Below are 22,864 nucleotides of genomic sequence, written 5' to 3'. Positions count from 1 at the left end.
TACCGCATGACGTGGTAATCCGAGCCCGGGCAGTTCGCAGTCGGGCTCAACAGCTGCATCAACGATCACAACAACAAGAGAGAAAGCTATGCAACTGAAACCAGCAAGCCGAACCGTCCTGTCCGCCAGCATCGCGGCCATCGCCCTCGGTGCATCGAACGTGGCCTCGGCCGCTTTCATCGAAGACAGCAAGGCCGCTGTCGAACTGCGCAACTTCTATATGAACCGCGACTTCCGGCAATCGGGCGCCACTCAGTCCAAGGCCGAGGAGTGGGCCCAGGGCTTCATCCTGAAAATGGAGTCCGGCTACACCGAAGGACCGGTCGGCTTCGGCCTGGACGCCGTCGGGCTGCTTGGTGTGAAGCTCGATTCGAGTCCGGACCGTACCGGCACCGGCATCCTGCAGCGTGATCGCAACGCGCCTAACCGCGCCCAGGACGATTACGGCTCGGCCGGCCTGACGGCAAAGGCCAAGCTGTCAGCCACCACCCTGCACGTCGGCACCCTGCAGCCGGTGCTGCCCGTGCTGATGCGCAACGACAGCCGTCTGCTGCCACAGACCTACCGTGGTGCCTGGCTGCAGAGCAAGGAGGTCAGCGGTCTGACGCTGGACCTGGGCAAGCTGGACCGGGTCAACCAGCGCGACTCTTCGGACAACGAGGAAATGACCGTCTTCAACGGCGGCCGGCGCAACATTACCTTCGGCAGTGGCGGAACTACCAGCGACGAGTTCCTCTTCGCCGGTGGTCGCTACGACTGGTCGCCGCAGCTGGCCACCAGCTACTACTACGGTGGGCTGGATGGCATTTACGACCAGCACAACTTCAACCTGATCCATGTACTGCCGCTCGGCGACAAGCAGAGTTTCAAGACCGACCTGCGCTTCGTGCGCTCGAGCGACGATGGCGGCAGCAATGTCGACAACGATGCGTTCGGCGCACTGTTCACCTACAGGCACGGCGGCCACGGCTTCACCGGTGGCTATCAGCACATGCGCGGCGACACCGGTTTCGCCTACGTCGCCGGGGGCGATAACGCGCTGATCAACCTGCTGCAGATCAACGACTTCGGCAACGAGGACGAGCGTTCCTGGCAGGTCCGCTACGACTACGACTTCGCTGCCATGGGCATCCCCGGGCTGACGCTGATGACCCGTTACGTCTCGGGTGACAACGTCGACCGCGGTGCCGGCGCCAGCGAAGGCAAGACCTGGGAGCGCAACACCGATATCGCCTATGTCATCCAGAGCGGTCCGCTGAAGAACCTCGGCCTCAAGCTGCGCAATGCCACCACCCGCAGCAACTTCCAGAGCGATATGGACGAAAACCGCGTCATCGTCAGCTACAGCCTGCCGTTGTGGTAACCGCAACGCCGCAGTGAACCTCCTCGTTGGAATTTCCGGGCCGCACAGGCCCGGCTTTTTCGCGTGATTAGAGACGCTGCCTTCGGCTTTCCAGAGCTACGCGAACGGGATGAACAGGAAAACGGGCGGCTAGAGGCAACGGGTCTCGATATGGCGCGATGATGGCTATTTGCCTGCAAACTGCACGCTTTTATCGCTCAATCACCTGTTTGAAAAAGCCACTTGCCGTTTGCGGAAACCGATTGTTATCGTTTACGTAAAGGTCATGCAGCGACCTGCGCCATAACCAACAACAACAAATCAAGGTTAGAGGGCACCCAATGGAACCAGAGTTCGTGCTGGAAACGCGCGGCCTGACCAAGGAATTCCGCGGCTTCACCGCAGTGGATTCCGTCGATCTGAAGGTCCGTCAGGGTCATATTCATGCGCTTATCGGTCCCAACGGGGCCGGCAAGACCACCGTATTCAACCTGCTCACCAAGTTTCTTACGCCTACCCGTGGCGAAATCCTTTATCGCGGCAAGAACATCACCTCGATGAAGGCCAATGAGATCGCCCGGCTCGGCCTGGTGCGCTCGTTCCAGATATCCGCAGTGTTCGGCCACATGAGCGTGCTGGAGAACGTGCGCGTCGCGCTGCAGCAGAAGATGGGCACCTCCTTCCACTTCTGGAAGTCCGAACGCAGCCTGCGCGAGCTGGACGATCAGGTGATGCAGCTGCTCGCCGAGGTCGACCTGCAGGCCTTCGCCCAGACCCTGGCCGTCGAGCTGCCCTACGGCCGCAAGCGCGCGCTGGAGCTGGCCACCACCCTGGCGCTGGACCCCATCGTGCTGCTGCTCGACGAACCGACCCAGGGCATGGGCGGTGAGGATGTCGACATGGTCGTCGAGCTGGTGCGCAAGGCCGCCGCCAATCGCACGGTGCTGATGGTCGAGCACAACCTCAGCGTGGTCAGCCGACTGTGCGATCGCATCACCGTGCTGGCGCGTGGCTCGGTGCTTGCCGAAGGCGACTACGACAGCGTGTCGGCCAACCCGCAGGTGCGCGAAGCCTATCTGGGCAGCGAAGCCGCCGCGCTCGAGGAGGCCCACGCATGAACCCACCCATGGATCGCGATCAGCTGCGCCTCAGTGACCTTCATGCCTTTTACGGCGAGTCGCACATCCTTCACGGTGTCGATCTGGTGGTTGGCCGCGGCGAGCTGGTGACGCTGCTCGGGCGCAACGGCGCCGGGCGCACCACCACGCTGCGGGCGATCATGAACATGGTCGGGCGCCGCACCGGCTCCATCGTGGTCAACGGCAACGAGACCATCGGCATGCCGGCCCACCAGATTCCACGGCTGGGCGTCGGCTATTGCCCGGAAGAGCGGGGCATCTTCGCCAGCCTGAGCGTCGAGGAGAACCTGCTGCTGCCGCCCACGGTGCGCAGCGGCGGCATGAGCCTGGACGAGCTCTACGAAATGTTTCCCAACCTGTATGAGCGTCGTTTCAGCCAGGGCACGCGGCTCTCCGGCGGCGAGCAACAGATGCTGGCCATGGCGCGCATCCTGCGCACCGGCGCCAACCTGCTGCTGCTCGACGAGATCACCGAAGGCCTGGCGCCGGTCATCGTGCAGAAGCTCGGCGAGGTGCTGATCAAGCTCAAGCAGCGCGGCCTGACCATCGTCCTGGTCGAGCAGAACTTCCGTTTCGCCGCGCCATTGGCCGACCGTCATTACGTGATGGAGCACGGCCGCATCATCGAAGAGATCGAGGCGGCCGACCTGGATTCGAAAAAGGAGTTCCTCAATTCCTGTCTCGGGGTGTGAGCCTCAGGAAGCTGAAAACCGGCCGCAGTGGATGCCGGCCCGAACCACAACAAAAACAATCGAGAGTGGTGACTACATGAGCTTTTTCCGCAAGCGCGCAAGCGCCATCCTGGCTGCTTCCCTGATCGCCACGGCCGCCCAGGCCGAGATCAGCAACGACGAAATCCGTATCGGCTATCTGGCCGACATGTCCGGTACCTACCGCGACCTCTCCGGCCCCGGCGGCCTGGAGGCGCTGAAGATGGCAGTGGAGGATTTCGGCGGCACGGTCGACGGCAAGAAGATCGTCGTCTTCCATGCCGATGACCTGAACAAGCCGGACGTCGGCGCCAACACCGTGCGCCAGTGGATCGACGAGCGCAACGTCGACATGGTGACCGGCATGGTCGCCAGCTCCGTGGTGCTGGCGGCGAGCAAGGTGGTGGAGCAGGGCGGCAAACTGGCGCTGATCTCCGGCGCGGCGGCCTCCAGCATCACCAACGAGTTCTGCTCACCGAACCATATCCACTGGACCTACGACACCTACGCGCTGGCCAACGGCACGGCGAAGGCGGTGCTCGCCGATGGCGGCAAGAGCTGGTACATCCTCACTGCCGACTATGCCTTCGGCCACGCCATGGAAGCCGACATCACCAAGGTGGTGGAAGGTGATGGCGGCAGCATCGTCGGCAAGGTTCGCCATCCGTTCCCCAGCAGCGATTTCTCCTCCTACATGCTGCAGGCCCAGGGCTCCGGCGCAGAGGTGATCGCCCTGGCCAACGCCGGCGCCGATACCGTCAACTCGCTGAAGACCGCCAGCGAGTTCGGCGTCACCCAGTCCGGGCAGAAGCTCGCCGGCATGGTGGTGTTCCTCAACGACATCCACGCCATGGGCCTGGAAGTGACCCAGGGCCTGATGCTCACCACCGGCTGGTACTGGGACATGAACGAGGAGACCCGCGCCTGGGCCCAGCGCTACTACGAGCGCACCAAGCGCATGCCGACCATGGTGCATGCCGGCATCTACTCGGCGACGACTCACTACCTGAACGCGGTGAAGGCCGCCGGCACCGACGAAACCGTGGCGGTGCGTGCACAGATGGCCAAGACCCCGGTCAACGACATGTTCGCCAAGGGTGGTCAGATTCGCGAGGACGGCCGCATGGTGCACGACATGTACCTGGTGCAGGTCAAGACACCGGCCGAGTCCAAGGGCGAATGGGACCTGTACAAGATCGTCAGCACCATCCCCGGCGACCAGGCCTACCGGCCGTTGGCCGAAAGCCAGTGCACCAAGCTGGTCGCCAAGGACTGACCGGCTGATCCGCGCCATCACCCGGTCGGCGGCGGCCGGGTGCCACGGACTTCCTTTGGGTGGTGAACCATGACTCTCGTATTCGGCGTTCCTCTGAGCGTGCTGCTCGGGCAGCTGCTGCTCGGCCTCATCAACGGGGCGTTCTACGCGCTGCTGAGCCTGGGCCTGGCGATCATCTTCGGGCTGCTGCGCATCATCAACTTCGCCCACGGCGCGCAGTACATGCTGGGCGCCTTCGTCGCCTTCCTCGGGCTGAACTACCTGGGCGTGAGCTACTGGGTCGCACTGGTGCTGTCGCCGCTGCTGGTGGGCTGCCTCGGCATGGCCATCGAGCGCGGGCTGCTGCGGCGCATCGCCAATGAGGACCATCTCTACGGGCTGCTGCTGACCTTCGGTCTGGCGCTGATCGTCGAGGGCAGCTTCGTCAAGCTGTTCGGGGTGTCCGGCTCGTCCTACCCGATGCCGGAACTGCTGCGCGGCGGCTTCAACCTCGGCTTCATGTTCCTGCCGACCTACCGCGCCTGGGTGATCGTCGCCGCGCTGGTGGTGTGCCTGGCGACCTGGTACGTCATCGAACGCACCCGCCTGGGCTCGTATCTGCGTGCCGGTACGGAGAACCCCAAGCTGATGCAGGGCTTCGGCATCAACGTACCGCTGCTGGTGACCCTGACCTACGGCTATGGCGTGGCCCTGGCGGCCTTCGCCGGCGTGCTGGCGGCACCGATCTACGCGGTGACGCCGGGCATGGGCTCGAATCTGCTGATCGTGGTGTTCGCCGTGGTGGTGATCGGCGGCATGGGCTCGATCCTCGGCGCCATCGTTACCGGTATCGCCATGGGCCTGATCGAGGGGCTGACCAAGGTCTTCTACCCGGAGGCGGCCAACACCGTGGTGTTTCTGGTCATGGTGGCGGTGTTGTTGATTCGTCCTGCGGGACTCTTCGGGAAGGAGGCATGAGCATGACGAATACGGCCAATACCCAGGCGGCCTCGGTGCTGCAGGCCAGCGTGGTGCGCGAGCGCCGGCATGCGGCGGCGCGGCGGCAGAAGATCTTCTATGCGGTGCTGCTGGTGATCGCGCTGCTGGCGCCGCTGGCGGTGTACCCGGTGTTTCTGATGAAGCTGCTGTGCTTCGCGCTGTTCGCCTGCGCCTTCAATCTGCTGCTGGGCTACGCGGGTCTGCTGTCCTTCGGCCATGCGGCGTTCTTCGCCACCGGTGGCTACATCACAGGCTATATGCTGAGCAGCTACAGCGGACTCAGCACCGAGCTGGGCATCCTCGCCGGCACCCTGGCCTCGACGGTGCTCGGCGCGCTGTTCGGCATGCTGGCGATCCGCAGGCAGGGCATCTACTTCGCCATGATCACGCTGGCTCTGGCGCAGCTGGTGTTCTTCGTCTTCGTCCAGGCGCCGTTCACCGGCGGCGAGAACGGCCTGCAGGGTGTGCCACGCGGGCACCTGTTCGGCCTTGTCGACATGAAGAACAACTTGGCGATGTACTACTTCGTGCTGGCGGTGTTCGTGCTCGGCTTCGCCATCATCCAGCGCACCATCCACTCCCCGTACGGTCAGGTACTCAAGGCCATCCGCGAGAACGAACCGCGCGCCGTGTCGCTGGGCTACAACGTCGATCGGCACAAGCTGCTGGCCTTCGTCATCTCGGCGGCGCTGGCGGGGCTGGCCGGCTCGACCAAGACCGTGGTGTTCCAGCTGGCCTCGCTGACCGACGCCCACTGGCACATGTCGGGCGAGGTGATCCTGATGACCCTGCTCGGCGGGGTCGGCACCATCCTCGGCCCGCTGGTGGGCGCCACGGTGGTGGTGACGCTGCAGAGCTACCTGTCCAACGGACCGCTGGGCGAATGGGTGCACGTGATTCTCGGCGTGATCTTCGTGCTCTGCGTGCTGCTGTTCCGCTCCGGCATCGTCGGCTGGCTGGAGCGGCTGGTGAAGCGCAACTTCAAGTAGCGAGATACGCACGCGGCAGCGGCGCGCCGCCTGGCGATGCAGCTGCCGCGAACCCTGCGCGTGGATGCCTGCCTAATCTTCCAGGCCTCACCGGGAGACACGACCATGCTTGCCCGCGAACACTTGACCCATCCCCATCGCGCCTGGCCCTGGCCCTGGCGCGCCGACGAATCGCCGCTCAACGATCTGGACGATGCCGAAAGCGACACCGAGCTGGATGGCCCGGACGAGCTGCCGGAAGAAGTCCTCGAACAGCTGGAGAAAGTCGCGCCACCACCAGAGCCAGTTCCCGACCCAGGGCCGCTGTAACCGGCTCAGGCGGAAACGAAAAGGCCCCGACGAGTCGGGGCCTTCAGGCGAGCGTCGAGCGTACTCAGACGTTGAAGCGGAAGTGCATCACGTCGCCGTCCTTGACGATGTATTCCTTGCCTTCCAGGCGCCACTTGCCGGCTTCCTTGGCGCCGGCTTCGCCCTTGTACTGGATGAAGTCGTCGTAGGCGATGACTTCGGCGCGGATGAAGCCCTTCTCGAAGTCGGTATGGATCACGGCGGCGGCCTGCGGCGCCGTGGCGCCGACCTTGACGGTCCAGGCGCGAACTTCCTTCACCCCGGCGGTGAAGTAGGTCTGCAGATTGAGCAGTTCGTAGCCGGCGCGGATCACGCGGTTCAGGCCCGGCTCGTCCATGCCCATGGTCTCGAGGAACATCTGCATCTCTTCCAGATCGTCCAGCTCGGCGATCTCGGCCTCGATCTTGTTGCAGACCGGCACGACGATGGCGCCTTCTTCCTCGGCGATGGCGTTGACCACGTCCAGGTGCGGATTGTTCTCGAAGCCGTCCTCGGCGACGTTGGCGATGTACATCACCGGCTTGGTGGTCAGCAAGTGGAAGGTCTTGGCCAGACGCTTTTCCTCGTCGCTGAAATTCTTCAGCAGGGAGCGGGCCGGCTTGCCTTCTGTGAGGTGGGGAATCAGTTTCTCCAGCAGCGCCTTCTGCGCCACCGCTTCCTTGTCACCGCCCTTGGCGGTACGGGCGACGCGCTGCAGCTGCTTTTCGCAGCTGTCGAGGTCGGCCATGATCAGCTCGAGGTCGATGATCTCGATGTCACGCTTGGGATCGACGCTGTTAGCGACGTGGATGACGTTCTCGTCTTCGAAGCAGCGCACCACATGTGCAATCGCATCCGTCTCGCGGATATTGGCGAGGAACTTGTTGCCCAGGCCTTCACCCTTGGACGCGCCGGCGACCAGGCCGGCGATGTCGACGAACTCCATGGTGGTCGGGATCACCCGCTCCGGCTTGACGATGGCCGCCAGCGCGTCGAGACGCGGATCGGGCATCGGCACGATGCCGCTGTTCGGCTCGATGGTGCAGAAGGGGAAGTTCTCCGCCGCGATGCCGGACTTGGTCAGGGCGTTGAACAGGGTGGACTTGCCGACGTTGGGCAGACCGACGATGCCGCAGTTGAATCCCATGGTGATCTTGCCTCGGGTTAGGTTCAGGCCTTCTGGCTGTGCAGGCGCTGCATGGCGCGCGTCCAGTCGCCGGCCAGGATTTCCGGCACGACATCCAGTGCGAAGTCGATGCTGGCGTCGAGCTTCTCGCGCTCGGCCTGCGGCGCCCGCCCCAGCACGTAGCCGCTGACCAGGCTGGCGTGGCCCGGATGGCCGATACCCAGGCGCAGGCGATGAAAGCTGTTCTGGTTGCCGAGCTTGGCGATGATGTCGCGCAGCCCGTTGTGCCCGCCATGACCGCCGCCCTGCTTGAGCTTGGCGACGCCGGGGGGCATGTCGAGTTCATCGTGGGCGACCAGGATGGACTCGGGAGGAATTCGGAAAAAGCCGGCCAGTGCCGCCACCGCCTGACCGCTGCGGTTCATGTAGGTGGTGGGGATGAGCAGGCGGATGTCTTCGCCCTGATGGCTGAACTTGCCGACCAGACCGAAGTACTTGCGATCGTTGCTGAGCGAGACGCCCTCCCGGGCAGCCAGACGCTCAACGAAAAGGGCCCCCGCGTTATGCCGGGTCTGGTCGTATTCAGGGCCTGGATTTCCCAGGCCGACGATCAGTTTTACGGCAGTCACGACGGGGGCCCCTTCTTCGGCTAGGCGAGTGGATTACTCGGCAGCGCCTTCTTCTTTCGGAGCGTCTTCCTTGCTCACGCGCGGAGCGTGAACGTTGGCAACCGGCAGGTCGCTGCCGTGGGCCAGGGAAACCAGCTCAACGCCTTTCGGCAGCTTGATGTCGGTCATGTGCAGAACCTGGCCGACTTCGACGTTGGCCATGTCGACTTCGATGAATTCCGGCAGGTCTTGCGGCAGGCAGGAAACTTCGACTTCGTTGAGGTTGTGCAGGATTTCGCCGCCTTGCTGCTTCACGCCAACCGAGGTTTCCTGGTTGATGAAGTGCAGGGGTACGGTAGCGGTCAGCTTGTGGCCGGCAACGACGCGAACGAAGTCGGCGTGCAGGACGAAGCTCTTGGCCGGATGGCGCTGCAGGGCCTTGATCAGAACGGATTCGGTCTGGCCGTCGACGTTCATGCTCAGCACGTGGCTGAAGGAGGCTTCGTTTTCCAGCAGCTTGGCCAGATCTTTGGCCAGGATGCTGATGGACTGCGGGGCCTTGTCGCCACCATAGATGACGGCCGGAACCAGGGCGGCGTTACGACGCAGGCGGCGGCTCGCACCTTTCCCCAGGTCGGAACGCACTTGGGCATTCAGGGTGAAATCGGTCATTTCGTTTCTCCAGTAACAACATTACCCGTCGCGCTTGCGACCAGCGCTCGGGCTGTTGGGCAAAAAGCCCCGCGCGAGGCGGGGCACATTACGTTCAGTGCGGTGTGCCAAGCGTTCGCTTAGCGGAACATCGCGCTGATCGATTCGGCATTGCTGATGCGGCGTACCGCTTCAGCCACCACTGGCGCGATGTCCAGCTGGCGAATTCGGGTGCAAGACTGGGCGGCGGCCGACAGCGGAATGGTGTTGGTCACCACCAGCTCGTCGAGCACGGAGCCTTCGATGTTCTCGATGGCGCGACCGGACAGGATCGGGTGCGTGCAGTAGGCGTAGACCTTGGCAGCGCCATGGTCTTTCAGCGCCTTGGCGGCATGGCAGAGGGTACCGGCGGTGTCGACCATGTCGTCGACCAGGATGCAGGTACGGCCTTCGATGTCACCGATGATGTGCATCACTTCGGACTGGTTGGCCTTCGGGCGACGCTTGTCGATGATCGCCAGGTCGACGCCGAGGGACTTGGCCACGGCACGGGCACGCACCACGCCACCGATGTCGGGGGAGACGATCATCAGGTTCTCGAAGCGCTGGGCCTGGATGTCGTCGACCAGGACCGGCGAGCCGTAGATGTTGTCCACCGGCATGTCGAAGAAACCCTGGATCTGGTCGGCGTGCAGGTCGACCGTCAGGACGCGGTTGACGCCGACGACGTCGAGCATGTCGGCCACGACCTTGGCGCTGATCGGCACACGGGCCGAACGCGGACGGCGATCCTGACGGGCATAGCCGAAGTAGGGGATCACCGCGGTGATGCGCGAAGCCGAGGAGCGGCGGAAGGCATCGGCCAGCACCACCAGTTCCATCAGGTTGTCGTTGGTCGGCGCGCAGGTCGGCTGAATCAGAAAGACGTCCTTGCCGCGAACGTTCTCGTTGATCTCGACACTGATTTCACCGTCGGAAAACTTTCCGACGTAGGCATCACCGAGGGGGATATGCAGCTGACGTACGACACGCCGGGCCAGATCGGGGTTGGCGTTCCCCGTGAAGACCATCATCTTGGACACGCGCAGTACCTGCCTGAGGGTGGGTCCGATGAATAAAAAGCTGTTCAAAAGGCGAGCTCTTGAACAGCTTCAAGTGTATGGCAGGGGCGGCTGGATTCGAACCAACGCATGCCAGGATCAAAACCTGGTGCCTTACCGCTTGGCGACGCCCCTGTAGGGTCAACTTCTAGTGCGCTGATCGTACGAACCTTGGAAGGTTATGGCAGGGGCGGCTGGATTCGAACCAACGCATGCCAGGATCAAAACCTGGTGCCTTACCGCTTGGCGACGCCCCTGTATCGTACAACCCTTGTGCTACGCACTCGCTTCCTGTGCCATCCGTTCCAGGCTTCGGTGCAACATCGAGACGTTGCGGCCGCGGGCCACGAAACTCGGCAAAGTGGCTGGAAGTTGGCGGCGGACTTTATCAGCCTCGCCCTCGTTTGGGAAGCTCCCAAACACACAAGCTCCAGTGCCGGTCATCCTTGCCTGAACGAATTTGTTCAACAAGCTCAAAGCGTTACGAACTTCGGGATAACGCTTCTCGACCACCGGCTGACAGTCGTTATGACCGCCCCCTGCAAGAAGGCTGCGAACTGTAATGGCCGGGGTATTACGTGTCAACTCCGGGTCGGCAAATATTTCCGCTGTACTAACAGAGACTTGCGGCGCTATGACGACGAACCAGGGCTCGGGTAGATCGACCGGTTGCAGGCGCTCTCCGACGCCTTCGGCGAAGGCCGCGCGACCGCGAACGAACACCGGTACATCGGCCCCGAGGTTCAGGCCCAGTTCGGCCAGGCGATCTTCGCCAAGTCTGGTATTCCACAGATGGTCGAGGCCGACCAGGGTGGTGGCGGCATCCGAGCTGCCGCCGCCGATTCCGCCGCCCATGGGCAGGCGCTTGGTCAGCTGGATGTCGGCGCCCAGCGCGCAGCCGCTTTCGCGCTGCAGCAGGCGTGCGGCACGGACGATCAGGTTGCTGTCGTGGTCGACGCCTGGCAATTCGGTGAGCAGGCGGATCTGCCCGTCCTCTCGCGGACGCAAGACCAGTTCGTCACCGTAATCGAGGAACTGGAACAGGGTCTGCAGCTCGTGATAGCCATCGGCACGACGCCCGGTGATGTGCAGCATCAGATTGAGCTTGGCCGGCGCCGGCAGGGTCAGTACCTGCATTCAGCGGCCCAGCTGGCGTGGTTGCCAGTCTTTGACCACCAGGGTGATCTGCAGGTCATGACCTTCCAGACGGATGCGCTCGGGCAGGGTGAAGCCGTTGTGCTCGGCGTAGGCCAGGTAGTTCACCTGCCAGCCGTCCTGCTCCAGGCGCGCCAGGCGGCTGTCGCTGTCCAGGCTCAGGCGGCTGCGGCTGTCCGGTGCGGGCAGGCCGCGAACCCACCACAGCAGGTGCGATACCGGTAATTGCCAGCCGAGCTGAGCCTCTACCAGCGCTTCCGGCGAATCCGCTTCGAAGCGGCCTTGGCCGGCCACTTCCAGTGAAACGGCGTCCGGTCGGCCGGTCAGTCGGGTGGCGCCGCGGCCAAGCGGGCCGGACAGGCGAATATCGAAATACTCCTGGCGCTGCAGCCAGAACAGCGTGCCGCTGCCGGATTCCTGCGGCGCTCGGATGCCGATCTTGCCGCTGATCTGCCAGCCGTCGAGGGTCTCGACCTGGCTGCGGTGCACCTTCCAGGCCGCCGCGTTGCCGGGGCCTTCGACCGATTCGCGCGGGCCCATGCCGGCACAGCCGGCGAGCAGCAGGGCCAGGCAGGGGGCGACGAGTTTTTTCAGCAGGGTCATGGCTCAGGGCTTCTCCGATCCGGTCAGCCGCTTGAGCGTTTCGCGCAGGATCTGGCTGTCGGGTTGTAGTTTGAGTGCCTTCGACCAGACCGCGCGGGCCTCGCTGCGTTCACCCTTGGTCCAGAGTACCTCGCCCAGGTGCGCCGCCACTTCGTGGTCGGGGAAGCGCAGCAGGGCCTTGCGCAGCAGGGCCTCGGCTTCGCTGAGGTTGCCCAGACGGAAATTGACCCAGCCGAGGCTGTCGAGAATTGCCGGGTCATCGGGGTTGAGTTGGTAGGCCTGCTTGATCAGCTGCAGTGCTTCCTGATGGCGATCGGTGCGGTCGGCGAGGGTGTAGCCGAGGGCATTGAGCGCCATGGCATTGTCCGGCTCACGCTCGATGATGAAGCGCAGGTCACGTTCCAGTTGGCCCAGGTCGCCGCGCTTCTCGGCAAGCATGGCGCGGGTATACAGCAGGTTGAGGTCGTCGGGGAATTCGTCGAGCGCCTGCTCGACCAGGCTCCAGGCCTGCTCGGTGCGGTCGTGCTCGGAGAGGGCTTCGATCTCGATGAGATACAGCTGGATGGCATAGTCGGGTTGCTGCTGACGGGCGTCGGCCAGCACCGCGGAGGCTTCCTCGTCGCGGTTGGCGGAATACAGCAATTGACTCTGCAGCAGCTTCGCCGGGAGGAACTCGTTGCCTGGGCCAACCTGCGCCAGTGCGGACAGTGCCTTGGCATTCCGCCCCATGGCCTGATAGGCGCGGCCAAGGTTGAAGTGGGCAGCATCGACATGGCTACCGCGCTCGACCAGCTCCTCGAGGTAGACGGTGGCTTCGCGCCAGGCTTCGGCCTCCATGCAGACCAGGGCCATGGAGAAGCGCAGGTCATCGTCGGCGGGGTACTGCTGAACCAGGGTGGCGAACTCGCCCATGGCGTCTTCCAGGCGTTCCTGTTCGACCAGCAGGCGCGCATAGGTCAGGCGCAGGCGCTTGTCCTCGGGATGCTGCCGCAGGCTTTTCTCCAGCAGTGTGAGGGCCTCGTCGCTGCGTTGCAGGCTATGCAGCAGGCGCGCCTCGAGCAGGATGGAGGGGATCTGCCGCTGCTTGGCCGGCTGCTTCTGCAGCAGGGCGAGCGCTTCCTCGCTGCGATCGTCCTGTTGCAGAAGTACGGCCTTGCCAAAGGACAGCTGCGGATTGTCCGGGTGCCTGGCCAGCAGCTTGTCGAAGCTCTGCAGCAGGCCGGCGCGGGTGTCCGGATCGGTTTCCGAAGCCGACAGGGCGAGGAAGTCGAAGTGCGTGTCGCCCTGGCCCTGCAGGACCTTTTCCATGAACTCCATGGATTCCTCGTAGCGCCCGGCGCGCGCCAACTGCACGGCGGCGGCGCGCTGGGCGTCGAGGTTCTCCGGTGCATTGCGTGCCCAGATCAGCGAGGTGTCCAGCGCAGCCTGGTCGGCGCCGAGGTATTCGGCGATGCGAAAGCCGCGCTCGGCGACACCGGCATCCTGCGTCGCATGTGCCTGCTGCACATAGTTGCCCAGAGCGATATCGAAGCGGTTGCGCTGGCCGGCGAGTTCCGCGACCAGCAGTGCATAGAGGGACTGACGGGTGAACGAGCCGTACTCGGTGACCTCGCTGGCGGCGGCCTCCGGCGCAGCGTCCTCGACCGGCGGGCCGCTTTCCGGCGCTTGCTGGGTGAAGGTCTGGCAGCCGCCGAGAATCAGCAGGGCGGCAAGTGCGGCGAGTCTATTCATAGAGGGAAATGTACGGCTGGTGTGCGGTCGCGGCATGATGACACAAGCCGCAGGGCAAGCCCATGGCCCCATGGGGCGCGTAGGCCGGTTTGGCCGGCATTCGGCCGTACCAATCGAATCCGACAATCGAGGGCAATGGTTGTTCTCCATCTGGCGAAGTAGGAGAATTGCGCGCTCCGTTATCGAATCAGCGATTCTGCATGGCTTTCCTCGCGCTTGGCATCAATCACAAGACCGCTTCGGTGGACGTCCGCGAGCGCGTAGCCTTCACGCCGGATCAGATGGTCGAGGCCTTGCGCCAGCTGTGCCGCGTCACGCCCACCCGCGAGGCCGCGATTCTTTCGACCTGCAATCGCAGCGAGCTCTATCTGCAGCAGGATCAGCTGGAAGCCGACGCGGTATTGGCCTGGCTGGCCAACTATCACCGCCTCAGCCTCGACGAACTCAAGGCCTGCGCCTATGTGCACGTCGACGACCAGGCCGTGCGTCACATGATGCGCGTCGCCTCCGGGCTCGACTCGCTGGTGCTGGGCGAGCCGCAGATTCTCGGGCAGATGAAGTCTGCCTACGCGGTCGCCCGCGAGGCCGGCAGTATCGGCCCGCTACTCGGGCGACTGTTCCAGGCCACCTTCAGCACGGCCAAGACCGTGCGGACCGACACGGCCATCGGCGAGAACCCGGTGTCCGTGGCCTTCGCCGCGGTCAGCCTGGCGCGGCAAATCTTCAGTAACCTGCAGCGCAGCCAGGCGCTGCTGATCGGCGCCGGCGAAACCATCACCCTGGTGGCGCGCCACCTGCACGAGCAGGGCGTGAAGAAGATCGTCGTCGCCAACCGTACCCTCGAGCGCGCCAGTGCCCTGGCGGCGGAGCTGGGAGCGCAGGCGATCCTGCTCGCCGACATCCCGGAAGAGCTGCACAACAGCGACATCGTCATCAGCTCCACCGCCAGCCAGCTGCCGATCCTCGGCAAGGGTGCGGTGGAGCAGGCGCTGAAGCGGCGCAAGCACAAGCCGATGTTCATGGTCGATATCGCCGTGCCGCGGGACATCGAGCCACAGGTCGGCGAGCTGGATGATGTCTATCTCTACACCGTCGACGACCTGCACGAGGTGGTCGCGGAAAACCTCAAGAGCCGTCAGGGTGCTGCCCAGGCCGCCGAGGAGCTGGTCGCCGCCGGTACCGAGGATTTCATGCAGCGCCTGCGCGAGCTGGCCGCAGTGGATGTGCTCAAGGCCTACCGCCAGCATGCCGAGCGAATTCGCGACGACGAGCTGAGCAAGGCCCAGCGTCTGCTGGCCAATGGCGCCAGCGCCGAGGACGTCCTCGCCCAGCTCGCCCGGGGGCTGACCAACAAGCTGCTGCATGCCCCCAGCGTGCAGCTGAAAAAACTCTCCGCCGAGGGCCGCGTCGAGGCGCTGAGCATGGCCCAGGAACTCTTCGCCCTGCACGAGGGCACGGAAAAGACATGAAAGCTTCGCTGCTGAACAAGCTGGACATCCTGCAGGACCGTTTCGAAGAGCTCACCGCGCTGCTCGGCGATGCCGAGGTCATCAGTGACCAGAACCGCTTCCGCGCCTATTCGCGCGAATACGCCGAGGTCGAGCCGGTGATCGTCGCCTATCGCCAGCTGTGCAAGGTCCAGCAGGATCTCGAAGGCGCCCAGGCGCTGCTCAAGGACAGCGATCCCGACATGCGCGAGATGGCCGAGGAGGAAGTGGCCGAGGCCAAGGCGCAGCTCGAAACCCTGGAAGCCAATCTGCAGCGCATGTTGCTGCCCAAGGACCCGAACGACGGGCGCAACGTGTTCTTGGAAATCCGCGCCGGTACCGGCGGCGACGAGGCGGCGATCTTCGCCGGCGACCTGTTCCGCATGTATTCGCGCTACGCCGAGAAACAGGGCTGGCGCGTGGAGATCCTTTCCGAGAGCGAGGGCGAGCACGGCGGTTACAAGGAAGTGATTTCCCGCGTCGAGGGCGACAACGTCTACGCCAAGCTCAAGTTCGAGTCCGGCGCGCACCGCGTGCAGCGTGTGCCGGAAACTGAGTCGCAAGGGCGTATCCACACCTCGGCGTGCACCGTGGCGGTCCTGCCGGAGCCGGACGAGCAGGCGGCCGTGGAAATCAATCCGGCCGACCTGCGCATCGACACCTACCGCTCCTCGGGCGCCGGCGGCCAGCACGTCAACAAGACCGATTCGGCGATTCGCATCACCCACCTGCCGACCGGGATCGTTGTCGAGTGTCAGGAAGAGCGTTCCCAGCACAAGAACCGCGCCAAGGCCTTGGCCTGGCTGGCGGCCAAGTTGCAGGACCGCCAGGATGCCGCGGCGCACAAGGAAATATCCGAGACGCGCAAGCTGCTGGTCGGGTCCGGTGACCGTTCCGAGCGCATCCGTACCTACAATTTCCCCCAGGGTCGCGTCACCGACCATCGGGTCAACCTGACACTGTATTCGCTCAACGAAGTGATCGGCGGCGCCGTGGAGCAGGTCATCGAGCCGCTGCTGCAGGAATACCAGGCCGACCAGCTGGCCGCGCTGGGCGACTGATCCTTGCCGCCTTGCGGCGTTTCCACGAGCATCCCATGCCTACCATCGAGTCCCTGCTGCACAGTGCCGATCTGCCGGATTCGCCGAGCGCCAGGCTGGATGCCGAGTGGTTGCTCGCTGCCGCCCTTGGCAAGTCCACCAGCTACCTGCGCACCTGGCCCGAGCGTGAGGTGCCGGGCGACCTTGCCGAGCGCTTCGCGGCTGATCTGGCCCGCCGTCGGCGCGGCGAGCCGGTTGCCTATATCCTCGGCCGCCAGGGCTTCTGGAGCCTGGAGCTGGAGGTCGCGCCGGATACCCTGATTCCGCGTCCGGACACCGAGCTGCTGGTGGAAACCGCTCTGCAGCTGCTTCCGGCAACGCCGGCCCAGGTACTCGACCTGGGCACCGGAACCGGTGCGATCGCGCTGGCGCTGGCGGCTGAACGGCCGCAGTGGCAGGTCAGCGGTGTCGACCGCATCGAGGCCGCGGTCGCGCTCGCCGAACGCAATCGCCTGCGCCTCGGACTGGGCAACGCCCACTTCGCACGCAGCGACTGGTTCGCCGAGGTGACTGGGGAGCGCTTCCAGTTGATCGTCAGCAACCCGCCGTACATTCCTGCCAGCGATCCGCATCTGCAACAGGGCGACGTGCGCTTCGAGCCGCAGAGTGCGCTGGTGGCCGGGGTGGACGGGCTGGACGACATCCGTACGATCATCGCCCAGGCTCCCGCCCATCTGACCGCGGGCGGCTGGCTGCTGCTGGAGCACGGCTTCGATCAGGCGCCGGCGGTGCGTTCACTGATGGCGGCGCACGGCTTCGAGGCGTGCGAAAGCCGCCGCGACCTGGGCGGCCACGAGCGCGTCAGTCTCGGGCGGCTGCCATGACCTTTCTGTTACGCGAGGTGCTCGATGCTGAGTGACGAAGAACTGCTGCGTTACAGCCGGCAGATCCTGCTCAAGCAGGTCGATATCGAGGGGCAGCTGCGCCTCAAGCAGAGCCGGGCGCTGATCGTCGGCCTCGGCGGGCTCGGCTCGCCGGTGGCGCTGTATCTCGCGGCTGCAGGGGTTGGCGAGCTGCATCTGGCTGACTTCGACACGCTGGACCTGACCAACCTGCAGCGCCAGATTGCGCATGACAGCCGCTCGCTGGGGCTGCACAAGGTGGATTCGGCCATGGCCCGGCTGGAAGCATTGAACCCGCATGTGCGCCTGATTCCTTATCGCAGCGGGCTGGATGCCGACTCGCTGGATGCAGTGGTCGCCCAGGTCGATCTGGTGCTCGACTGTACGGACAATTTCGCCATCCGCGAGGCGGTCAATGCAGCCTGCGTGAAGGCCCGAAAGCCCCTGGTCAGCGGTGCGGCGATTCGTCTCGAGGGACAGCTCTCCGTGTTCGATCCGCGGCTGGAAACCAGCCCCTGCTATCACTGCCTATACGGGCATGGCAGCGAGGCTGAGCTGACCTGCAGCGAGGCGGGCGTGGTCGGTCCGCTGGTGGGCATGGTCGGCAGCCTGCAGGCGCTGGAGGCGCTCAAGTTGCTGGCCGGATTCGGCGAGCCGTTGATCGGCCGTCTGCTGTTGATCGATGCGCTGTCCAGTCGTTTTCGCGAGTTGCGCGTCAAGCGCGATCCGCATTGCGCGGTGTGTGGCTCGACCGATGAGTGATTGCAACGCCCCCGTCGGCGTATTCGATTCCGGCGTCGGCGGGCTTTCGGTGCTGCGTGAGATTCGCCGGCGCCTTCCGCACGAATCGCTGCTGTATCTGGCCGACAGCGCTCATGTGCCCTATGGCGAGAAGAGTCCGGAGTACATCCGCGAGCGCTGCCGCATCATCGCGGCATTTTTCGTCGAGCAGGGCGCGAAGGCGCTGGTGCTGGCCTGCAACACCGCGACGGCGGCGGGTGTGACCGAGCTGCGCGAGCTGTACCCGGATTTGCCCATCATCGGCATGGAGCCGGCGGTAAAGCCCGCCGCCGCGGCCACCCGCAGCGGCGTGGTAGGCGTGCTGGCCACCACCGGTACGCTGAAAAGCGCCAGGTTCGCTGCGTTGCTAGATCGCTTCGCCGGCGACGTGCGCGTTATCACTCAGCCCTGCCCGGGGCTTGTCGAGCGTATCGAGGCAGGCGACCTCGCCAGCGACGAGACACGGGCCATGCTCGAAGGGTGGGTCGGGCCATTGCTGGCGCAGGGCTGCGATACCCTGATCCTGGGATGCACCCATTACCCGTTCATTCGACCACTGTTGGCGCAGTTGCTGCCCGGCGACGTCCGTCTGATTGATACCGGGGCGGCCGTCGCGCGACACTTGCACGAACTGCTGGCCGAACGCCATCTGCTGAGCAGCGGCGAGGCCAGTCAGCGGTTTTATTGCAGTGGCGATCCGCAGCGAATGTCCGGCGTGTTGCCTACACTTTGGGGAGAACATGCAGAGGTCGAGTTGTTCTCCCGGTAGGAACTCCCGCCGCGGCGGAGTTTCTCAATTGATGCTGGCGATAATTAACCAAACAAACGCAGTGTTTTTATAAGGAAGTTCCCATGAAAAAACTGTTTACCCTGGCTGCAGTAGCGGCACTCTCGGTCGGGCAGATGGCGGCTGCTCACGCTGTGGACTTCACCGTTGCGGTCGGCCAGACCGACGAGTCGACCATGACCTATCGCCTGGGTGCGCAATTCGACTTCAACAGGAGCTGGTTCCAGACCAGCGTCGGGCGACTGACCGGGTATTGGGATGCGGGTTACACCTACTGGGAGGGCGACGAGTCCACCAGCAATCACAGCATTTCGCTGGCTCCGGTCTTCGTCTACGAGTTCGCCGGTCAGTCGGTCAAGCCTTATGTCGAGGCCGGCATCGGCGTGGCGGCATTCGAGAACACCGAGGTGGAGGGCAACCGTCTGGGGTCGTCGTTCCAGTTCGAAGACCGCATCGGTGCGGGTCTGCGCTTCGCCGGCGGCCATGAAGTCGGCGTGCGCGCGATCCACTATTCCAACGCGGGCATCAAGAAGCCGAACGACGGCATCGAGAGCTACGCCCTGCATTACCGGGTGGCGTTCTAAGCGATAACACACCCTCCTGCAGGGCTTTCGCCGGCCCTGCAGTGCGCCTGCTCACGCAGTCTCAGTCATACGCCGTGGCGCTGCCCTTGCGCTCTTCGCGGCAATCCTGCGAACCCAGTTCGAACTCCCGGCAGATCAGCGGCCGCTGCGCGTAGATGGTGCAGCGCATGCTGTCCCGGTCGAGCGCCGCGCACCAGCCGTCATCCAGCCTACGCATTACTTCGCCGCCCCAGCTGTCTCTGTCGATGAATCGCGGCGGTACGCCGGTATCGCCGAACAGCATGACTTCGAGACGGCAGCAGCACGCTGCGCAGGTGGAGCAGCTGACGGGGTCTTCGAGTTGTCGGTGGGCAATAGTCGCGTCGGTCATGGCGGCAGTCTAGCCGATGTGCGCGACTCAGGCGGGAAAGGGGGCGGCCCCAGCGGACGCTGGGGCCGTTTGTTTCAGACTTCTTCGTTCAGCTGCTTGTTGCGCCACCCCTCGCCGCCGGGCAGCACCAGGTTGAGCAGTAGCGCGATGATCGCGCACAGCGAGATGCCGGACAGGGTGAACTCGCCGTAGCCGATCGCCATGCCGCCGATGCCGAACACCAGCGTCACCGAGACGATGATCAGGTTGCGTGCTTCGGACAGGTCGACCTGATGGCGGATCAGTGTGCTCAGGCCGACCACCGCGATCGAGCCGAACAGCAGGCAGAGAATGCCGCCCATGACCGGTACCGGAATGCTCAGCAAGCCGGCGCCGAACTTGCCGATGAAGGCCAGCGCGATGGCGAATATCGCCGCCCAGGTCATGATCTTCGGGTTGTAGTTCTTGGTCAGCATCACCGCGCCCGTCACTTCGGCGTAGGTCGTGTTCGGCGGCCCACCGAACAGGCCGGCCGCGGACGTCGCCACGCCGTCACCGAGCAGCGTGCGATGCAGGCCCGGCTTCTTCACATAGTTGTTGCCGGTCACGCTGCCGATGGCGACCACGCCGCCGATGTGCTCGATCGCCGGAGCCAGGGCTACGGGGACCATGAACAGAATGGCGCCGATGTTGAACTCCGGCGTGATGAAGTTGGGCATCGCCAGCCAGGGCGCCGCGGCGATGCCGCTGGTGTCGACCACGCCGAAGGCAAAGGACAGGCCGTAGCCCACAGCGACGCCAGCGAGAATCGGCACCAGACGGAACAGACCCTTGCCCAATACCGCTACCAGCAGCGTGGTGATCAGCGCCGGCATGGAGATGAACATCGCCGTGTGGTACGGGATGAGTTGAGCACTGCCGTCGCCGGCCTTGCCCATGGCCATGTTCACAGCCACCGGCGACAGCGCCAGGCCGATGGAAATGATCACCGGAGCGATGACCACCGGTGGCAGCAAGCGGTCGATGAAGCCCGGCCCTTTCAGGCGCACGGCGAAGCCGAGCACCATGTACACGAGCCCGGCCGCCACCACGCCACCCATTACGGCCGGCAGCCCGAACTCACCCTTGGCGGCGATGATCGGGGCGATGAAGGCGAAGCTCGAGGCAAGGAACACCGGTACCTGGCGCTTGGTGATCAGCTGGAACAGGAGCGTGCCGAGACCTGCGGTGAACAGAGCGACGTTGGGGTCCATGCCGGTGATCAGTGGCATCAGCACCAGCGCGCCGAAAGCGACGAACAGCATTTGCGCGCCGGCCAGTACCTGCCGGCCTACCGGCTCCTCGGGATGCGACATGCTCAGATGTCCTTCTGCTTGGTGCCGAAAATCTTGTCACCGGCATCGCCCAGACCCGGGACGATGTAGCCATGCTCGTCCAGGCGCTGATCGATGGATGCGGTGAAGATCAGCACATCAGGATGCGCCTTCGCCACGGCGGCGATGCCTTCCGGTGCGGCGACCAGGACCAGCGCGCGAATCTCCTTGCAGCCCGCTTTTTTCAGCATGTCGATGGTCGCAACCATCGAGCCGCCGGTGGCAAGCATTGGATCGATGATGATCGCCAGGCGCTGTTCGATTTCCGGGACCAACTTTTCCAGATAGGTCTGCGCCTGCAGCGTTTCTTCGTTGCGGGCAATGCCAACCGCGCTGACCTTGGCGCCGGGAATCAGGCTGAGGACGCCATCGAGCATGCCGATGCCGGCACGCAGAATCGGTACTACGGTAATCTTCTTGCCGGAGATCTTTTCCACCTGAACGGGGCCGCACCAGCCATCGATGCTGTAGTGTTCCAGCGGCAGGTCCGAGGTCGCTTCATAAGTGAGGATCGATCCCACTTCCTGCGCCAGTTCACGGAAGTTCTTGGTGCTGATGTCTGCACGGCGCATCAGACCGAGCTTGTGGCGGATCAGCGGGTGGCGGATCTCTCGAATGGGCATTGTGGGCTCCGGCGGGCAAATAAACCGGCTTAGATTAAAGCATCGCCGGGTCAGCGGCTATTCGTGCGTCATCCGGCCAGCGGACTTGCTGCGCGCGGCGAGGGTGGGTATCTTCCCCGCCCTTTCGCGAACGGCCGAAACTGGGCTGTTCGGTCAGGTTTTTCGCTGTCCGGGTTCGCCTGGCATTACGGCGATTCAACCGCACGAGCTGCCAGCCCCGGCTGGTGCTCCCAACTAAATTCTCTGGGGGAATCGCTTCATGTCCGTCGATCTCGCACATATCCGCCAAGTCATGGCCGAGGCAGACTGCCTGTACACCGAGGAACAAGTCGAAGCGGCTATCGCCAAGGTTGCCGAAACCATCAACGCTGAACTGGCCGAGCGCAACCCGGTGGTGTTCTGCGTCATGAATGGCGGGCTGATCTTCTCCGGCAAGCTGGTGCCGAAGCTGAACTTCCCCCTCGAGCTGTCCTACCTGCATGCGACCCGTTACCGCAATGAGACCAGCGGTGGTGAGCTGTTCTGGAAGGCCAAGCCCGAGATTTCCTTCATCGATCGCGACGTGCTGATCATCGATGACATCCTGGATGAGGGGCACACGCTGGGCGCAATCATCGATTTCTGCCGTCATGCCGGGGCTGCCGCCGTGCATACCGCGGTACTGATCGACAAGGACCACCAGCGCAAGGCGCGCCCGGATCTGAAGGCGGACTACGTTGGCCTCAGCTGTATCGACCGCTACATCTTTGGTTACGGCATGGACTACAAGGGCTACTGGCGCAACGCCGCCGGAATCTATGCGGTAAAAGGCCTGTAAACGTCCCTTAGCGCGACGTCTTGCCTTGTACAGGGGCGCGCCCGCAATGGGTGCGCCTGACATCGCGGCTGTGTTACAGGCTCGCCCGCGCTGGCGTAGTGCCTGCTTTCTGTTTCGTTTCCCCCCACCAGTGCACCAAAGGTAACGCTGATCCGCGCTATTCAGCGGTACTCGTCGGTCCTCGCGCCTCGCTCTAAGCACACTGATACACGCGCCCGGGTGGTGGCATGCGCGTGGTTTGGAGCGAGATATCGCTCCCATGAATTGAACTTTAGGATAACTGGCTGGCATTTCTTCAAGCTGAGCGCGGCAAACGCTCTGCGACGGGGTTTGCGGCCCGTACATTCGCGGCTAAGCTCTCAACGTCCCTTGTACGCATGGCCTGAG

At 64.1% G+C, this 22,864-nt stretch carries 24 protein-coding genes and 2 tRNA genes; 14 read left to right on the top strand and 12 right to left on the bottom strand.

The window, feature by feature from the left end:
* Nucleotides 1-88 precede the first annotated feature (88 nt).
* The 7 genes from ACVRRC_RS14315 to ACVRRC_RS14285 all read left to right on the top strand — a co-directional run bounded on the left by ACVRRC_RS14315 (nucleotide 89) and on the right by ACVRRC_RS14285 (nucleotide 6,743).
* The gene (locus tag ACVRRC_RS14315) at nucleotides 89-1,363 is read left to right on the top strand and encodes an OprD family porin (protein WP_053527788.1); all 1,275 of its coding nucleotides are present in this window, start codon (nucleotides 89-91) and stop codon (nucleotides 1,361-1,363) included.
* A gap of 320 nt (nucleotides 1,364-1,683) precedes the next feature.
* Complete coding sequence (locus tag ACVRRC_RS14310) at nucleotides 1,684-2,460, top strand: ABC transporter ATP-binding protein (protein WP_045157748.1); 777 nt, start codon at nucleotides 1,684-1,686, stop codon at nucleotides 2,458-2,460.
* A complete protein-coding gene (locus ACVRRC_RS14305; RefSeq protein WP_472997140.1) occupies nucleotides 2,457-3,173 on the top strand; it encodes an ABC transporter ATP-binding protein in 717 nt (238 codons plus the stop codon). The genes ACVRRC_RS14310 and ACVRRC_RS14305 overlap by 4 nt, the downstream gene beginning before the upstream one ends.
* A gap of 76 nt (nucleotides 3,174-3,249) precedes the next feature.
* Nucleotides 3,250-4,467, top strand: coding sequence for an ABC transporter substrate-binding protein (locus tag ACVRRC_RS14300; RefSeq protein WP_041771818.1), 1,218 nt, complete (start codon nucleotides 3,250-3,252; stop codon nucleotides 4,465-4,467).
* Nucleotides 4,468-4,536: 69 nt separating this feature from the next.
* Nucleotides 4,537-5,424 carry a branched-chain amino acid ABC transporter permease gene (locus tag ACVRRC_RS14295; RefSeq protein WP_003299777.1) on the top strand — a complete coding sequence of 296 codons (888 nt, stop codon included), beginning with the start codon at nucleotides 4,537-4,539 and terminating at the stop codon, nucleotides 5,422-5,424.
* Between the two features lie 2 nt (nucleotides 5,425-5,426).
* Complete coding sequence (locus tag ACVRRC_RS14290; RefSeq protein ID WP_013983777.1) at nucleotides 5,427-6,434, top strand: branched-chain amino acid ABC transporter permease; 1,008 nt, start codon at nucleotides 5,427-5,429, stop codon at nucleotides 6,432-6,434.
* Between the two features lie 105 nt (nucleotides 6,435-6,539).
* A complete protein-coding gene (locus ACVRRC_RS14285) occupies nucleotides 6,540-6,743 on the top strand; it encodes a hypothetical protein (RefSeq protein WP_026012537.1) in 204 nt (67 codons plus the stop codon).
* A 64-nt stretch (nucleotides 6,744-6,807) separates the two neighbouring features.
* On the opposite strand, the gene ychF is transcribed toward ACVRRC_RS14285, so the two are convergent.
* From ychF to ACVRRC_RS14240, 9 genes are all read right to left on the bottom strand, one after another.
* Complete coding sequence (gene ychF / locus ACVRRC_RS14280) at nucleotides 6,808-7,908, bottom strand: redox-regulated ATPase YchF (protein WP_019406794.1); 1,101 nt, start codon at nucleotides 7,906-7,908, stop codon at nucleotides 6,808-6,810.
* A 23-nt stretch (nucleotides 7,909-7,931) separates the two neighbouring features.
* Nucleotides 7,932-8,516, bottom strand: a complete 585-nt coding sequence (pth, locus tag ACVRRC_RS14275; RefSeq protein WP_014597511.1) for an aminoacyl-tRNA hydrolase — start codon at nucleotides 8,514-8,516, stop codon at nucleotides 7,932-7,934.
* Between the two features lie 33 nt (nucleotides 8,517-8,549).
* The gene (locus ACVRRC_RS14270) at nucleotides 8,550-9,167 is read right to left on the bottom strand and encodes a 50S ribosomal protein L25/general stress protein Ctc (protein ID WP_014597510.1); all 618 of its coding nucleotides are present in this window, start codon (nucleotides 9,165-9,167) and stop codon (nucleotides 8,550-8,552) included.
* Between the two features lie 119 nt (nucleotides 9,168-9,286).
* Nucleotides 9,287-10,228 carry a ribose-phosphate pyrophosphokinase gene (locus tag ACVRRC_RS14265; protein ID WP_003294564.1) on the bottom strand — a complete coding sequence of 314 codons (942 nt, stop codon included), beginning with the start codon at nucleotides 10,226-10,228 and terminating at the stop codon, nucleotides 9,287-9,289.
* 78 nt (nucleotides 10,229-10,306) lie between these two features.
* Nucleotides 10,307-10,381: transfer RNA gene (locus ACVRRC_RS14260), tRNA-Gln, on the bottom strand.
* 47 nt (nucleotides 10,382-10,428) lie between these two features.
* Nucleotides 10,429-10,503 (bottom strand) — tRNA-Gln (locus ACVRRC_RS14255).
* Nucleotides 10,504-10,522: 19 nt separating this feature from the next.
* Nucleotides 10,523-11,383 (bottom strand): 4-(cytidine 5'-diphospho)-2-C-methyl-D-erythritol kinase, encoded by an 861-nt coding sequence (gene ispE / locus ACVRRC_RS14250; protein WP_045157752.1) that lies wholly within the window; start codon nucleotides 11,381-11,383, stop codon nucleotides 10,523-10,525.
* Nucleotides 11,384-12,004: a lipoprotein insertase outer membrane protein LolB gene (gene lolB / locus ACVRRC_RS14245; RefSeq protein ID WP_020308412.1), complete on the bottom strand. Its 621-nt coding sequence runs from the start codon at nucleotides 12,002-12,004 to the stop codon at nucleotides 11,384-11,386. It lies immediately after the preceding gene.
* Nucleotides 12,005-12,007: 3 nt separating this feature from the next.
* Nucleotides 12,008-13,735, bottom strand: coding sequence for a tetratricopeptide repeat protein (locus ACVRRC_RS14240; RefSeq protein ID WP_221292567.1), 1,728 nt, complete (start codon nucleotides 13,733-13,735; stop codon nucleotides 12,008-12,010).
* Between the two features lie 200 nt (nucleotides 13,736-13,935).
* Between ACVRRC_RS14240 and hemA the strand changes: the two genes are divergently transcribed.
* From hemA to ACVRRC_RS14210, 6 genes are all read left to right on the top strand, one after another.
* Nucleotides 13,936-15,204: a glutamyl-tRNA reductase gene (gene hemA / locus ACVRRC_RS14235; RefSeq protein ID WP_013983768.1), complete on the top strand. Its 1,269-nt coding sequence runs from the start codon at nucleotides 13,936-13,938 to the stop codon at nucleotides 15,202-15,204.
* Complete coding sequence (gene prfA, locus ACVRRC_RS14230) at nucleotides 15,201-16,283, top strand: peptide chain release factor 1 (RefSeq protein WP_014597505.1); 1,083 nt, start codon at nucleotides 15,201-15,203, stop codon at nucleotides 16,281-16,283. Before hemA ends, prfA begins: the two co-directional genes overlap by 4 nt.
* 35 nt (nucleotides 16,284-16,318) lie before the next feature.
* The gene (gene prmC, locus ACVRRC_RS14225) at nucleotides 16,319-17,146 is read left to right on the top strand and encodes a peptide chain release factor N(5)-glutamine methyltransferase (protein ID WP_196111459.1); all 828 of its coding nucleotides are present in this window, start codon (nucleotides 16,319-16,321) and stop codon (nucleotides 17,144-17,146) included.
* A 24-nt stretch (nucleotides 17,147-17,170) separates the two neighbouring features.
* Nucleotides 17,171-17,926: a molybdopterin-synthase adenylyltransferase MoeB gene (locus ACVRRC_RS14220; RefSeq protein WP_013983765.1), complete on the top strand. Its 756-nt coding sequence runs from the start codon at nucleotides 17,171-17,173 to the stop codon at nucleotides 17,924-17,926.
* Nucleotides 17,919-18,713 (top strand): glutamate racemase, encoded by a 795-nt coding sequence (gene murI / locus ACVRRC_RS14215; RefSeq protein WP_013983764.1) that lies wholly within the window; start codon nucleotides 17,919-17,921, stop codon nucleotides 18,711-18,713. The genes ACVRRC_RS14220 and murI overlap by 8 nt, the downstream gene beginning before the upstream one ends.
* A gap of 83 nt (nucleotides 18,714-18,796) precedes the next feature.
* The gene (locus ACVRRC_RS14210; RefSeq protein ID WP_013983763.1) at nucleotides 18,797-19,315 is read left to right on the top strand and encodes an acyloxyacyl hydrolase; all 519 of its coding nucleotides are present in this window, start codon (nucleotides 18,797-18,799) and stop codon (nucleotides 19,313-19,315) included.
* Between the two features lie 61 nt (nucleotides 19,316-19,376).
* On the opposite strand, the gene ACVRRC_RS14205 is transcribed toward ACVRRC_RS14210, so the two are convergent.
* The 3 genes from ACVRRC_RS14205 to upp form a co-directional block, all read right to left on the bottom strand.
* The gene (locus tag ACVRRC_RS14205; RefSeq protein ID WP_019406788.1) at nucleotides 19,377-19,685 is read right to left on the bottom strand and encodes a YkgJ family cysteine cluster protein; all 309 of its coding nucleotides are present in this window, start codon (nucleotides 19,683-19,685) and stop codon (nucleotides 19,377-19,379) included.
* A 74-nt stretch (nucleotides 19,686-19,759) separates the two neighbouring features.
* Nucleotides 19,760-21,019 (bottom strand): uracil-xanthine permease family protein, encoded by a 1,260-nt coding sequence (locus ACVRRC_RS14200; RefSeq protein WP_020308402.1) that lies wholly within the window; start codon nucleotides 21,017-21,019, stop codon nucleotides 19,760-19,762.
* 2 nt (nucleotides 21,020-21,021) lie between these two features.
* On the bottom strand, nucleotides 21,022-21,660 hold the full coding sequence (gene upp, locus ACVRRC_RS14195; protein ID WP_045157755.1) for a uracil phosphoribosyltransferase: 639 nt from the start codon (nucleotides 21,658-21,660) through the stop codon (nucleotides 21,022-21,024).
* A 259-nt stretch (nucleotides 21,661-21,919) separates the two neighbouring features.
* Here upp and ACVRRC_RS14190 point away from each other — a divergent pair, with 259 nt between their 5' ends.
* Nucleotides 21,920-22,477: a hypoxanthine-guanine phosphoribosyltransferase gene (locus ACVRRC_RS14190; protein WP_013983759.1), complete on the top strand. Its 558-nt coding sequence runs from the start codon at nucleotides 21,920-21,922 to the stop codon at nucleotides 22,475-22,477.
* Nucleotides 22,478-22,864 lie beyond the last annotated feature (387 nt).

Source organism: Stutzerimonas sp. LR2, from assembly GCF_055755175.1.
The sequence above is the reverse complement of the archived record's forward strand: the minus strand, read 5'-3'. Positions and strand labels throughout refer to the sequence as shown.

What these genes read in the sequence shown, in the direction of transcription:
- ACVRRC_RS14315 (WP_053527788.1), top strand. Translation starts at nt 89, where the DNA reads ATGCAACTGAAACCAGCAAGCCGAACCGTCCTGTCCGCCAGCATCGCG.
- ACVRRC_RS14310 (WP_045157748.1), top strand. Translation starts at nt 1,684, where the DNA reads ATGGAACCAGAGTTCGTGCTGGAAACGCGCGGCCTGACCAAGGAATTC.
- ACVRRC_RS14305 (WP_472997140.1), top strand. Translation starts at nt 2,457, where the DNA reads ATGAACCCACCCATGGATCGCGATCAGCTGCGCCTCAGTGACCTTCAT.
- ACVRRC_RS14300 (WP_041771818.1), top strand. Translation starts at nt 3,250, where the DNA reads ATGAGCTTTTTCCGCAAGCGCGCAAGCGCCATCCTGGCTGCTTCCCTG.
- ACVRRC_RS14295 (WP_003299777.1), top strand. Translation starts at nt 4,537, where the DNA reads ATGACTCTCGTATTCGGCGTTCCTCTGAGCGTGCTGCTCGGGCAGCTG.
- ACVRRC_RS14290 (WP_013983777.1), top strand. Translation starts at nt 5,427, where the DNA reads ATGACGAATACGGCCAATACCCAGGCGGCCTCGGTGCTGCAGGCCAGC.
- ACVRRC_RS14285 (WP_026012537.1), top strand. Translation starts at nt 6,540, where the DNA reads ATGCTTGCCCGCGAACACTTGACCCATCCCCATCGCGCCTGGCCCTGG.
- ychF (WP_019406794.1), bottom strand. Translation starts at nt 7,908, where the DNA reads ATGGGATTCAACTGCGGCATCGTCGGTCTGCCCAACGTCGGCAAGTCC.
- ACVRRC_RS14270 (WP_014597510.1), bottom strand. Translation starts at nt 9,167, where the DNA reads ATGACCGATTTCACCCTGAATGCCCAAGTGCGTTCCGACCTGGGGAAA.
- ispE (WP_045157752.1), bottom strand. Translation starts at nt 11,383, where the DNA reads ATGCAGGTACTGACCCTGCCGGCGCCGGCCAAGCTCAATCTGATGCTG.
- lolB (WP_020308412.1), bottom strand. Translation starts at nt 12,004, where the DNA reads ATGACCCTGCTGAAAAAACTCGTCGCCCCCTGCCTGGCCCTGCTGCTC.
- ACVRRC_RS14240 (WP_221292567.1), bottom strand. Translation starts at nt 13,735, where the DNA reads ATGAATAGACTCGCCGCACTTGCCGCCCTGCTGATTCTCGGCGGCTGC.
- hemA (WP_013983768.1), top strand. Translation starts at nt 13,936, where the DNA reads ATGGCTTTCCTCGCGCTTGGCATCAATCACAAGACCGCTTCGGTGGAC.
- prfA (WP_014597505.1), top strand. Translation starts at nt 15,201, where the DNA reads ATGAAAGCTTCGCTGCTGAACAAGCTGGACATCCTGCAGGACCGTTTC.
- prmC (WP_196111459.1), top strand. Translation starts at nt 16,319, where the DNA reads ATGCCTACCATCGAGTCCCTGCTGCACAGTGCCGATCTGCCGGATTCG.
- ACVRRC_RS14220 (WP_013983765.1), top strand. Translation starts at nt 17,171, where the DNA reads ATGCTGAGTGACGAAGAACTGCTGCGTTACAGCCGGCAGATCCTGCTC.
- murI (WP_013983764.1), top strand. Translation starts at nt 17,919, where the DNA reads ATGAGTGATTGCAACGCCCCCGTCGGCGTATTCGATTCCGGCGTCGGC.
- ACVRRC_RS14210 (WP_013983763.1), top strand. Translation starts at nt 18,797, where the DNA reads ATGAAAAAACTGTTTACCCTGGCTGCAGTAGCGGCACTCTCGGTCGGG.
- ACVRRC_RS14205 (WP_019406788.1), bottom strand. Translation starts at nt 19,685, where the DNA reads ATGACCGACGCGACTATTGCCCACCGACAACTCGAAGACCCCGTCAGC.
- ACVRRC_RS14200 (WP_020308402.1), bottom strand. Translation starts at nt 21,019, where the DNA reads ATGTCGCATCCCGAGGAGCCGGTAGGCCGGCAGGTACTGGCCGGCGCG.
- upp (WP_045157755.1), bottom strand. Translation starts at nt 21,660, where the DNA reads ATGCCCATTCGAGAGATCCGCCACCCGCTGATCCGCCACAAGCTCGGT.
- ACVRRC_RS14190 (WP_013983759.1), top strand. Translation starts at nt 21,920, where the DNA reads ATGTCCGTCGATCTCGCACATATCCGCCAAGTCATGGCCGAGGCAGAC.